The organism is Microcoleus sp. AT8-A3, assembly GCF_036705675.1.
In the GTDB taxonomy this organism is placed as follows: domain Bacteria; phylum Cyanobacteriota; class Cyanobacteriia; order Cyanobacteriales; family Microcoleaceae; genus Microcoleus.
Map to the genome: position 1 here is coordinate 114,178 of NZ_JAUBVD010000008.1, position 12,375 is coordinate 126,552.

The window sequence follows — 12,375 nt, forward strand, 5'->3', positions numbered from 1 at the left end:
ACTACTGCTAACAGTCAACTGCTAACTGTTAGAAATAAAGTCGCTTTAGCCGACAGTAACTTGATTAGTTTCCACCCCAGTTGCACCCTTAACGCCTTTAGCAATTGTCACCAATTTGTTGACAATTTCCTGACTGGGAACTGTACCTTTGAGAACCACAGTAGAGCCAAGTTGAGCCACATAAACAGTCTCAATATCCGCAACATCGGGATTTGCATCGAAAGCCTGAGCTACCCGTTTAGCTAAACCGCTTTGATCGTATTCTCCGTTCAAGCCCATGCGTTCCGGCGGGATTGTCTGAGCGCTCGCAGCAGGTTGAGCTTGAGCTTGAGCTTGAGCTACAGGTGCTTGGTAAGCAGGAGCGTCAACAGTTTCTTGATTTTCTTTTTTTTCTAAACCAAACAATCTTTTTAACCAGCCCATAGAGTTTTTCCTCCGACAAAGTTTGTGTTTATTGACCTGTTAATTCGCGATTGGCACGTCACCCTGTAATTGTTATTCTCAATACCAGGAATTACGATCGCACTCTTGGATGCAGAAACCGAGTTTTTTTACAAAAAAGTATCGTTACAGCCATCCACCTAGGTAGAAAAACCCGGTTTGTTGAGCTTGGTGCGCCCGTCCTAAATACAATTTACTGTTGTACAACTGCGCCGATCATCTGCCTGGAGACATAATTCTCCGGCTCTCAAACAAATACTTGCGCTGACCATTCCGACAAATCAAACTTAAACCCTTCTTCCCCAACTTCTACTATTTTGTTAGACATCCACTCGTGCCAACTTCCTGCCGCCGGAAAGTTAGGAATGCTGTTACCAGATAGATAAGTATCCGAAAAATTAGCCACAACTACTGCCCGCGTTCCCTCATCGCTCCAGCGGTAATAAACCAGCACTTTGGCTTCTGGATTTTCGTGGATGAATTCAATATTTTCGGTATAAAGTGCAGGCAAATCTTGCCGCAGCCGAATCACGTGTTTGTAGTATTGCAACAACTCATGATTGGGCGGATTTTTCAACAAATACCATTGCAGTTTATGCGGCTGGTTGGGAGTTTGCCGAAGCGATGAGTTCGGGAATTTCGGGAATGTGTTCTGCTATGTTCTAGAATGGCTTGTCGCCGGCGGTTTTTTTCGCTTCATGAGTTATCCAGTGTAAGAAATTTCGATATGATATTCTTGCACTCCAGAAATTAACAACATCGCCGATGAATTTCCAAGCGAGACGAATGCCGAGTTTTGGGTCGAAATTTTCGTAGTTAAACTCCGGGATCCAGTAGTTAGCCGGATATTCGGGATAGTGTTTGTCGCGGTAGTACCAATAATTGCGATCGACTAGCAATAAGGGACAATCTTCATCGCAGTGGTTGTAAATCCCGTCCAGAATCACCCGAATGCCCCGTCCGTGGCACTCGTCAATCAATTGCTTCAAATCTGCGGTTTCACCGTAGCTGGACTCTACAGCAAAGAAATCGCGGACTTTGTAGCCCCAGCTATAATCGCCCGGATATTCATTAACTGGCATTAGTTCGATCGCATTTATAAGTGTGATTAGTATTGATTTTTACAATTTTGCAAATCTGTCGCCATCGTTCTTAAGAGTTAAACCTGTAAGTCTTATGTTGTAAGGTGCTTGGGGGCGCACCCGGAGGATTTAGTAGTGCGAACCCTAGCGAGTAAGGTGCGCCCCTAGACACCCGGAAACCTGATTTTAATCAAAAATGTAGTTAAAGTAACTAAACATTATTAAGTGCTATTTATGAAAAATAGTCCGGACTGCTTTGAGTTGGTAGTCTGAAACCCTAGATTTTCCGTTGGTAGCGAACGTGCCTTGGAGCCTTGAAACCCTTATTCTACGGTTGTCTATCAAAAACTGTCCGAAGTATTGTATGAAAAGTAATTTAACTTTTGATAACTAGATAAATCGTGGTGAATATTTAAAATTTGTAACTAAAGAAACATTTTTTAGCGGACAGGAATAATACCGTAGAAAGATGTCATTTTATGCGGAAACAGGGAGGATGAGCTTGTAATTATAGGGCAAGGGAAACCAGAACCATGAATCTTTTATTCAACTCGGTTTTCCCGCGACGTTAAGTCAAGTTTGAGCAGAGAATAGCAATAATTATTTTTGCTTATGTCTTGGCATCACTTGTTTTATAGTTTTTGACTTGCAAACTTTGTAGAACCTTTCATCAGCTTTAACGACTGCTGCTACCTCAGTAATTGGTAATTGGTGAAAATCTCATTCGTCCCTATTACCCGTTAGATATTCCGAGCAGTGGCTCTAAGGCTCTAAAAGTTTAATGTGGGATGTTGGCGAATTACCGTTACTGTAAAACTCTGGAGTGTTAAAAATGCTAAAACAAATGTGTTGGTTGCCCAGATTGGGACGCAATGGAGAAAAGATATTGCACTTACGCACCGATGCCCGTCAAGGGTGGCGGCCTTATACAGCTTTTCCGCAGTTCGCTGTATCCGACTACCGGGAACCGGGCGGTTCTAAGGGATGGGCAACATATCAGAAGCTGAGAACTCAAGGGTGGAATTTAATATCGACCGCAGAAGGGCAGCAGTCGATTTTTGGCGAACAGAAAAGTGCTTAAAAAACCCGAAACCGCAGCAATAAAAGAAGAGGTAAAATCCTCTTCTTTTTATTATTTTTGGGGTGCTGCTGAATTCAAGTATGATTTTGCCTGATGAAGTAATTCTAAGTCAGCGGTGGGGCAACCACGGGGGGATTGCCCCTACAAATTTCATACCCCAATTAAGCAACGCCATTTTTGGATACAGAAACTGGGTTTTTAACCATCCTACTTGGTAGAAGGGGTAAGGTGTGCAGTGCTCACCTTACATAATTTTGAGATGTTTGCCAGTTGCAAGTAAATTAGGCGATCGCCCTTTCTCTCTCTCCTGTAATTGCTACGTTATGGAGCACCGGCTGGTGAGTTTTCAAGTTAAACCGGTATCCGTGGGGGAGGATGTGCAACTTGGCCCCGCAAATCGCCAAAGCCTCATCCTTCAACAGTCCCTCCAGATTGTCGTGGAGTTGTTCAGACGAGTCGATGACAGTTACAGAGTTTTCGCCAATGACTTCCAACTCGTCACCGTGGACTAAAATAGCTGTATTTTCGTCAATACCAAATCCCAACACGGCAGGTTGCAGCAAGAGTGCGGAAACTAAGCGTCCCAGACGACCTCGCTGGGCGAAATGTTGGTCGATGACAACTCCTGGAAGGAAACCCATTCCCGGCCCCATTGCTACCACATCAACGCGGGGATTTGTCTCCGAGTCTCCTTCAATAATCATCACGTCTGGCATCATCGCCGCGCCGGCACTGGTGCCACCAATGATAATACCTTCAGAGAAGCGTTTGTGCATAGCTGCGTCGAGTATGGTGTCTTTCAAGCAGCTAATAATCCGCGCTTGCTCTCCGCCGGTAAAGAATATGCCGGTGGCTTGTTCGATCGCTTCTAAATAATCTGGATTGTTGGCATCTTCCGGTTTCTGGGTGTCAACAACTCGCACATCTTCAGCGCCAAGTCGCTCAAACACTCGGATGTAATTATCTCCTACTTCTCCCGGCAGGCTAGTGGCAGCAGTCATGATCGCAATGTGGGCTTTAGTGCCTCCGGCGCACCGCAAGAATTCCCGCAGAATTTTGCAGTCCCCCTCTTTGTCTTCCGCGCCACCAATAATTAGCAACTTCCCCTGAACTTCGTTGCTCGCCATATTATCTCTACTTTTAATTTATTTAATTTCACTAAAACACAAACTTATTTTTTCCGAAAACTGCCAAAAGGTATATATAGATACAAAAAAAGCTCAGACTTTTACCACTTTAGAACGCACACAGCAAGGGTGATATGGGAGTTTACCGATCTTCGACGATCGACAAAACAAACTTACCCCCCCTAACAGGAGATAGGAGGGGTCAAGAAATGAGCTTAAACTACAGGGCCCACGCGCGCGCGGTGATCGATCCGGTTTCTGATCCGATGCTTCGCTAATCCTCCTCTGATTGCTCGTAGAAATCCGGTTGATGAGCGTAAGTCCTTAATTAGTCCGATCGCTCGTTAGTGGGATCGATCGATCAAATTGCTCAATATGGTACTCGCCCGTTCTAAAGGTAGGTGTCTGGGTTTGCCGTTCCAGACAATCTGATATTCGTTGCTGTTTTGACCATCGCCGTAGCCAGAAATTAGCTTCCGGTGAAATGCTTCCTCAGCTAAGTGGTGAACTTTTTCTCTGAGAGCAGTTTGTGCGATCTTCATAATTTGCTGCCTCTTAAATTTTCTTTCACTGTCATAAACAATTATAAGTACACAGTGTACCTCTCAAAAGTTATAGCTTTTTTTGGGAGGGGGGAAAGAAGTAGTCATTAGTCATAAGTGCTTAGTCATAAGTGCTTAGTTATCAATGCTTAGTTATCAATGCTTAGTCATCTATACTTAGTCAGATGTTAAAGGAAGAAGGAATACTTTCCTACTCTCACCCACTCCCCCTCTCCCCATCCCCCCATCTCTCCCAATCCCCCTATTGGGCAATACTGAAGGCAGAATTGGTCGGAGTATTTGTCTGACTGCTGGAATATCTATGCCCCCAGGTAGTATCCCCTGCACCAACTATAAAGTTACCGTAAAAAATTAGCTCAAAGGAGGTTAGAAAATGCTGCAAGAAAAAAGCACAGAAACAGCGCGCGTCAATGCTCGAAAAACCGATATTTTCGATGTGTTCAACTTCAAACACTATATCGGGCCCAACCCTTATTTAGACACCGCGGCTTTAGTTTTTGATTTAGCGGTGACGGGGGGGAGCGAACCTTTGCCGATCGCACATTACCATACAATTATTAGCGATCGCTACCCGCAACTGCTGCACGAAACTTTCTCGAACCATGCCCAACTGTTCGGTCGTACCGCCTCAGAACTAGCAAAACTCGACATGGGTTTGCACTTCCAACACTGGAACATCAAGCCATTTTCTTACTTTAACAGAATCAGCATAGAAGCACTTCACGCCCGCACCGCCAGAGCCGTAGTTTACGCAGTTTGGGATTGGTTTGAAGCCATTAATCAAAATCAAGACTTTCCCTTAGAAGCACAAATGGGCGCGCTGCAAAATATGTTCCGGCAGTCAGTTTACGGAGGGCCGACAGTTTATTCGTTAATGCGATCGGCATCCCAAAAAGGCATTCCCACATTTTATTTGTGGGATGAAGGACTAATGCAATATGGGTACGGTAAAAAACTGGTTCGTGGCTCTGCAACTACTTTTGATTCTGACAGCCATTTAGACTCAGATTTTACCACGCGCAAAGACGATTGTAAAGCTTTTCTCGCTACATTAGGATTTCCTGTTCCCCAAGGCGATATCGTCTCCACAGAAAACGGAGCTCTGGCAGTTGCTAGAGAAATTGGCTACCCAGTTGCTATCAAACCCGTAGTCGGTCATAAAGGAATTGGCGTCACAGCAGATGTCCGAGATGGTGAGGAATTGCAGGCGGCTTTTAAAAGAGCAGTTAAGGCAATTCCCGAAACAGATCCGGTGCGAGTAATTGTGGAAAACAGCATCAAAGGATCGGATTTTAGGCTGCTGTGCGTTGACGGCAAATTTGTTTCGGCAACTGAACGCCGGCCCGCTTCGGTAACAGGTGATGGCGACTCAACAATTCGCGAATTGATCCGCCGTGAAAACCGCAAACCAGAACGTTTGGATACGCCTACTTCGGCGATGAGCAAAATTCAGTCCGACGAAGCGATGGAAATGTATCTGGAAGAACAAGGGCTGTCATTAGATAGTGTACTAAGTCGCGATCGCACTGTGTCTCTACGCAAAGTCGCTAATCTTTCCGCAGGCGGCGTCAGCATCGATGCTACCCGCAATATTCACCCGGATAACATTGTTTTAGCTCAAGATATCGCCCTACATTTTCGGTTAACTTGTTTGGGAATTGATGTGGTAACAGAAACTCTCGCCAAATCTTGGAAAACCGGGAATTTTGGGATTATCGAGATCAATGCCGCGCCGGGAATTTTTATGCACCTTAACCCTGCTGTCGGCGAAGGAGTTGATGTACCTTCCCATATTATCGAAACTTTCTTTGAATCGGGAAAATTAGCCAGAATTCCGATTATTACTTTCAACAGAATTTCGGTACATGACCTACAAGAAACCATCGACCATGTTCTGTTGCAGCATCCCGATTGGACAATCGGTGCTGTTTGTCGCGGTGGACTTTTTGTTAACCGTTCTGAAAAAGTTTTGAATAAGAATTACCATCTGAACTTGCAAAGTTTGCTGCGGAATCCCAAGCTCGATTTGTTAATTGCTGAATATCCCGAAGATATTTTGGAAGCTGAGGGAATGTTTTATCGGGGCAGCAATATGGTGGTGCTGGACAATCCGGGGGAAACTGAGATGATGTTGGTCAGAGAAAGCACTGATGACGATACTGTTGTGATGAGGGAAGGAAATAGTATTTCTATTCGCCGCCAAGGATTGATCGAACAGTATACTCTGGGGGATGATGAACCGTTTACACGGGTTTATTTGAAGGAAATAGGGACTGTTTTGTAAGCGGTTCCACCTTTAAGTTGGCTTTGTGGGGCGGGTATTGAGTACCCGCCCCACCAGATCGAGGCTTTTTCTTGTTCCCGGGTTCTTCCGGGGCAGGAACTTGGGAGCGCCGAGATGGGAACTGACTTCGTTACACTTAGTTACAATTGGTTTTAATTCCTCAGTAAGCTGTTCTCCATTTAAATTGTGTGTCAAAAATCACTCAAATTATTGTGGGATGGGCACGCGAGCCCGTCCCGAATATGCAATTTAAACGCGCAACAGCTTAGTGGATGGACTATTCGGAAGAAACCGGGTTTCTTCCCAACTTTCTCGTTACACATTAATATTTTCGTAGAAATTGGGTTTCTCAAGGTAAGTTCTATTTCTGCGATCGTAAGTTTTTAGACAATCTTGTTTGTCGGCTGTCGATCGTGCTATCAAGGACTTTTACAAGTCTTTAAAAAATAGCACTTCGGTGGCAGAAGGTGTGGAAATATGAATTTTGCGAGCAATTGGTTTAATTCGCTGACCGAAAGTTTACAGTCGCACCGTCGCTACATTCCAGCAGCGCTGACTCTTTGCACAGGTACGAGTTTGTCCTTGGCAGCCGCAGCCGTTGTGTGGCATTCGGAACACCAACGAATGCAAGCGGAATTTCATCAGCAAGCCGATCGCCTGAATGTGACTTTGCAGCAAAGCATCAACAAAAATTTAGAAGTTCTGTACTCACTGGAAGCATTCTACAGGGCGTCTACTGAAGTTAGCCGACAAGATTTTAAGCAATTCGCTCAACCTGCACTTGCCCGAAATACTGCTATACATTCTGTTAACTGGATTCGGCGCGTGCCTGCTGCCCAAAAAGCAGCTTACGAAAAGACAATTCGAGCCGAAGATTTTCCGGCATTTCAAATTTACGAACGAACTCCTGACAAAAAGCAGGTCAAAGCAAAAGTGCGATCGGAATACTTTCCTATTATTTACAGAGAAGCATTAGAAGAAGATAACAAAGTGATCGGTTTTGATGTTGCCTCCAGCCCCGATCGCAAAACAGCTTTAGAGAAGTCGGCGAATACCGGGAAAATAGCGGCTTCCGCGCGGATTAGATTAGTCAGCAACAATCAACCAGGATTGCAAGTATTTCTACCAGTACCCCGCCCCACAAATTCTCCAGATAATTCGGTCAACGGCCGCCAAAACCTCATGGGAGTGATTGCGGGTCTGTTTCAGATCACGAGTATGGTCGATTCCTCTTTAGAATCGCTGAATTTAGACAAGATTAATTTTTACCTCTATGACAACTCTGCTATAGAGAAAGAACACTTTCTGGTGCGCTACGACTCACAAGCTAAGCAGTTGATAGATAACCCAAAACACGAAAAGCCAGAGTTAGCTAATCTGCGGGGAAAAATCTGTAAAAATCCTAGTGCTTGCACTCGCCTATTTAACGTAGCAGACCGCCAGTGGAGGCTGCTAGTTTTGCCAGGGAAGGGGTACAACAGTCTGAGGACGCATCAGGGTTCGCTGGCCATTGGGGCGATCGGGCTATTGATGACTGGCAGCTTGACGATTTACCTGTTGATGTCTCTAGAACGTACTGCAAAAGTAGAACAGCAAGTGTACGATCGTACAATTCAACTAAAACAGCGCACCGCTGAACTAGAAACAGCACTAAAAAATTTGCAGGAAGCTCAATTTAAACTAATCCAAACTGAAAAAATGTCCAGCCTGGGGCAGTTGGTGGCTGGAGTTGCCCACGAAATTAACAATCCTGTCAACTTCATCTCTGGCAACCTGATCCATACAGGCGCATATACTAGAGACTTGCTGGAACTTGTGGAAATATACCAGCAGCAATATCCCAACCCAACGCCCGAAGTGCAAGCGAAACTAAAAGATATTGATTTGGATTTTATCAGTGAAGACTTGCCTAAAATCCTAAAATCTATGAATATGGGAGCTGAACGGATCAGCCAGATCGTGCTTTCTCTGCGTAATTTTTCGCGCTTGGATGAAGCTGAAAAGAAGTCGGTTAACATTCACCAAGGCATTGACAGCACCTTGATGATTTTGGATAGTCGGCTGAAACCCCAACCTGGTTTTCCGGGCATTAAACTTATCAAAGAATACGGAAAATTGCCATTGGTGGAGTGCTGGGCGGGACAATTGAATCAGGTATTTATGAATATTTTGAGCAATGCTATTGATGTTTTATCTGATGCAGAAAATCAAAAAAAGCTCGAAAACAACGCCTCGAATTCTGCCTTTTTACCTACTATTCGGATTCGCACTGAACTTTTAAGTTCTAATTGTGTATGCGTGCGAATTGCTGACAATGGAACGGGCATGACGGAGAATGTCAAAAAACGTTTGTTTGATCCGTTTTTTACTACCAAGCCTGTAGGCCAAGGTACTGGCTTGGGATTGTCTATCTGCTATCAAATAGTGGACAAACATCAAGGTTCGCTCAGGTGCGTGTCGGCTCCGGGGGAGGGAACTGAATTCTGGATTGAGGTGCCGGTGCGACAACAGTCTAAGCAATCTATTTCTAAGGTTTTACCTGCGGTAGGTGTCAATCGATTTTAGATTTTAGATTTTAGATTTTAGATTGACTTGCGCGAGATAGATTCGGGGGGGCAAGTTTCATCGGATACAGGTTTTTTATTTCTTCATTAATTAATCTGGGGGCTTGTATCCTGGATGCTTTCGGTCAATTGGAATTAGCGGAACAAATCTCGCTTCTAGCGGAGTCTTGCTGGGAGCATCTCAATGAAAGCAGCCCAGCTATAAATTGGAGACAGAAGGCAGGAGGGGGCAGGGGGCAGGGGGCAGAAGGCAGGAGGGGGCAGGGGGCAGAAGGCAGGAGGCAGGAGGAAAGAGGCAGAAGGAAGGAGCCAGAAGGAAGGAGCCAGAAGAAGTGTTTTTACAAATATGAGATGCTCCCTAATTCCTGTTTATAAAACGTAAAATCTCCGCATTTTACTTGGGAAAGTTTCGGATTTAGCACTCTACTTTCAACGGTTAACTGTCAACTGTTAATTGTCAACTGTCAACTGTTATAGTTATTAGCAAACCTGTGGTAAGTTCAGTGGAATATTGCCGAAAAAAATATCTGGGGTTTTACCCGTCGTAACAATTTATAATTGTAGCCAGGCCAGATTACCAATTATTAACTACGATGTCTTTACAATCTATTAGCATACCGCCCACAACGGATCGCAAACCTGTCGCTTTGATGGTCGCTTTACATGGATGGGGTGCTAATGCTCGGGATTTGACTTCCTTAGCACCCTTTTTCAATTTGCCGGATTATCAGTTTGTGTTTCCCTATGCCCCCTTTCCCCATCCCCAGGTAACGAGTGGCAAAGCGTGGTATAACCTTCAAACCAAAGACGCTCAGGGATTGGTAGAAAGCCGGCAATTGCTGAGGGAATTTTTGCTGTCTTTGGAAAGCACCACGGGCGTGCCTTTGTCTCGCACGATTTTAAGTGGCTTTTCTCAAGGCGGAGCGATGACTCTAGATGTGGGATTGACTTTGCCCCTAGCTGGTTTAATTTGTCTGAGCGGTTATTTACACCAGATTTCGCCAGTTGCGGGGAGTGTTTTGCCACCTGTTTTAATCGTACACGGTACTCAAGATACTATTGTGCCTGTTAGTGCTGCTGTGCGATCGCGCGAGAGTTTGACGGCTTGGGGAGCTGCGGTGCAGTATCGAGAATTTAACATGGGACACGAGATTCTGCCGGAAGTTATAGAGGTAATGCGAAGTTTTGTTGTAGAAACTGTGTCGAAATCTGATTAAAGGTTTAGTATATAGTATGGCGGAAGTCTCGGGCAGGGGAAAAAAATGAAAACTTTAACCAAAGCATCGCGCGATATTGCTGTACTTACTTCTCAGGACGTGGCAGAATTGGCTGTCCGTTTGGAAGTTGACGATTATACAGATCCTTTTGAGGGATTGAATGATTGGCATTTGTTGCGATCGCTTGCTTTTCAGCGGCCGGAGCTGGTTGAACCTTATCTCCACCTTCTGGATATGGAAGCCTACGACGAAGCATAGACTGAAAAATCTAGCTCAAAATTTTCGACGGAATTGAGGAAGAAGTTAGCAGCATATTTTGTTGCAGATTAAACAGATGAATTAGAGATTTGAGTCTGTTTTTATCTTAATTTCTTTCTTGATTCTTTTTTATGGAAAAATGACACCAGTTTCAAAAAAGAATGTGAATGTAGGCCAGCTCTCAACCCTGGTATTCATCAGTCATTCCCAAATTAAAATCTAAAATCTAAAATCTAAAATCTAAAATGGTATGACATGAAAGGCAGACGAATTTTAATCGGCGTTAGTGGCGGGATTGCGGCTTACAAAGTTTGCGAAGTAGTTTCAACTTTAGCGAAAGCTGGAGCGGAAGTTAAAGCTATTCTTACTGATGCTGCCGGGGAGTTTGTAACGCCTTTGACTTTTGCTACTCTGTGCCGCCATCCTGCTTTTACTGACAAAGATTTTTGGCAACCAAGTCACGGGCGCCCCCTGCATATTCAACTGGGAGAATGGGCGGAAGTTTTTGTGATTGCTCCCCTGACGGCTAATACTTTGGCTAAGTTGGCGGGGGGTTTTGCTGATAATTTGTTGACTAATACTGTCTTAGCTTCTAATTGCCCAATTTTGCTGGCACCGGCGATGAATACGGATATGTGGGAACAGCCGACGGTGCAGCGGAATTGGCGGGAAGTTTTGAGTTATCGGCGCTATCATGCTGCGAATCCGGGGGCGGGTATGCTGGCGTGCGATCGCGCGGGTGTTGGCCGTATGGCAGAACCTTATGAGATTTTGCCTCATATTGAATCGCTGTTGTATGCCAAGGGCGATCGAGATTTAGCGGGCCTTCGGGTGTTGATCGGTGCGGGAGGAACGCGGGAACACCTCGATCCGGTGCGGTTTATCGGCAATCCTTCCAGTGGCAAAATGGGTATAGCTTTGGCGCAAGCTGCACAGCACCGCGGCGCGACAGTGACGCTGGTACACAGTATAACTGGCGAATTGCCGCTCTCAGGTGTGCGGGCGATCGCAGTTGCGAGTGCAGAAGAAATGCGGCAGGCGATGCTGCAATGCTTTCACGATGCGGATTTGACGGTGATGGCGGCGGCGGTAGCGGATGTGAAGCCGGCTGAGTACAGTAGTGAGAAATTGCCGAAGCGATCGCTCCCGAATTGTTTGCCTTTGGCACCGGTAGCGGATATTGTGGCAGAGTTGGGAAAATTGAAACAGCCGCACCAAAAATTAATCGGGTTTGCAGCACAAACTGGGGATATTGTCAAGCCGGCTTTGGAGAAATTGCGATCAAAGAAACTGGATGTAATTGCCGCCAACCCGATCGATCGAATAGGTGCAGGTTTTGGCAGCAATACCAATCAAGCAATATTAATTAATGCAGCCGGGAAGCAAGTAGAAATAGCACCTTGCAGCAAGCTAGAAATGGCTCACCGATTGTTTGATTTTGTGATGAAAGGGTGAGGGCGATCGAACTGCGATGATATTACCAATTGCGGATTTGTCGCCTTGTGGGGGCGGGTTTTGGAGATGGTAGGTTTCTAACATAAATGGTTGGTAAAACCCGCCCCTACAAATGTCTGTAGGGGCGGGTTCACCAATAATATTTAATACCCGCAAACAATTTATATAAACCCGCCCCCACACAACCGATAATCTAGATTAACCTTTACTGCGATCGAAATGAAATATTTGTCGCCTTGTGGGGGCGGGTTTTGGAGATGGTAGGTTTCTAACATAAATGGTTGGTAAAACCCGCCCCTACAA

The 12,375-nt window shown here is 45.1% G+C and carries 11 protein-coding genes; 6 read left to right on the plus strand and 5 right to left on the minus strand.

Features of this window, described 5'->3' with window-relative positions; translation table 11 throughout:
- Positions 1-45: 45 nt before the first annotated feature.
- The 3 genes from QUB51_RS07110 to QUB51_RS07120 all read right to left on the minus strand — a co-directional run bounded on the left by QUB51_RS07110 (position 46) and on the right by QUB51_RS07120 (position 1,523).
- Positions 46-423: a BON domain-containing protein gene (locus QUB51_RS07110; protein WP_333057018.1), complete on the minus strand. Its 378-nt coding sequence runs from the start codon at positions 421-423 to the stop codon at positions 46-48.
- 265 nt (positions 424-688) lie between these two features.
- Complete coding sequence (locus QUB51_RS07115; RefSeq protein ID WP_333232980.1) at positions 689-1,018, minus strand: alpha amylase C-terminal domain-containing protein; 330 nt, start codon at positions 1,016-1,018, stop codon at positions 689-691.
- Positions 1,019-1,103: 85 nt separating this feature from the next.
- Positions 1,104-1,523 carry an alpha-amylase family glycosyl hydrolase gene (locus tag QUB51_RS07120; RefSeq protein ID WP_445243041.1) on the minus strand — a complete coding sequence of 140 codons (420 nt, stop codon included), beginning with the start codon at positions 1,521-1,523 and terminating at the stop codon, positions 1,104-1,106.
- Between the two features lie 832 nt (positions 1,524-2,355).
- Between QUB51_RS07120 and QUB51_RS07125 the strand changes: the two genes are divergently transcribed.
- A complete protein-coding gene (locus QUB51_RS07125; RefSeq protein ID WP_333145102.1) occupies positions 2,356-2,604 on the plus strand; it encodes a hypothetical protein in 249 nt (82 codons plus the stop codon).
- Between the two features lie 281 nt (positions 2,605-2,885).
- Here the strand turns inward: QUB51_RS07125 and QUB51_RS07130 are convergent, their stop codons facing one another.
- On the minus strand, positions 2,886-3,731 hold the full coding sequence (locus QUB51_RS07130; protein WP_333259440.1) for a cyanophycinase: 846 nt from the start codon (positions 3,729-3,731) through the stop codon (positions 2,886-2,888).
- Between the two features lie 344 nt (positions 3,732-4,075).
- The gene (locus tag QUB51_RS07135; protein WP_333057913.1) at positions 4,076-4,273 is read right to left on the minus strand and encodes a hypothetical protein; all 198 of its coding nucleotides are present in this window, start codon (positions 4,271-4,273) and stop codon (positions 4,076-4,078) included.
- 394 nt (positions 4,274-4,667) lie between these two features.
- On the opposite strand from QUB51_RS07135, the gene QUB51_RS07140 reads away from it, so the two are divergent.
- From QUB51_RS07140 to coaBC, 5 genes are all read left to right on the plus strand, one after another.
- On the plus strand, positions 4,668-6,578 hold the full coding sequence (locus tag QUB51_RS07140) for an ATP-binding protein (protein ID WP_333057914.1): 1,911 nt from the start codon (positions 4,668-4,670) through the stop codon (positions 6,576-6,578).
- Positions 6,579-7,055: 477 nt separating this feature from the next.
- Complete coding sequence (locus QUB51_RS07145) at positions 7,056-9,143, plus strand: CHASE domain-containing protein (protein ID WP_333259443.1); 2,088 nt, start codon at positions 7,056-7,058, stop codon at positions 9,141-9,143.
- Positions 9,144-9,735: 592 nt separating this feature from the next.
- A complete protein-coding gene (locus QUB51_RS07150) occupies positions 9,736-10,359 on the plus strand; it encodes an alpha/beta hydrolase (protein WP_333057916.1) in 624 nt (207 codons plus the stop codon).
- A 45-nt stretch (positions 10,360-10,404) separates the two neighbouring features.
- The gene (gene isiD, locus QUB51_RS07155; RefSeq protein ID WP_006632739.1) at positions 10,405-10,617 is read left to right on the plus strand and encodes a protein IsiD; all 213 of its coding nucleotides are present in this window, start codon (positions 10,405-10,407) and stop codon (positions 10,615-10,617) included.
- 255 nt (positions 10,618-10,872) lie between these two features.
- Entirely contained in the window at positions 10,873-12,072 is a 1,200-nt protein-coding gene (gene coaBC / locus QUB51_RS07160) for a bifunctional phosphopantothenoylcysteine decarboxylase/phosphopantothenate--cysteine ligase CoaBC (RefSeq protein ID WP_333259446.1), read from the plus strand.
- The last annotated feature ends 303 nt before the right edge of the window (positions 12,073-12,375 follow it).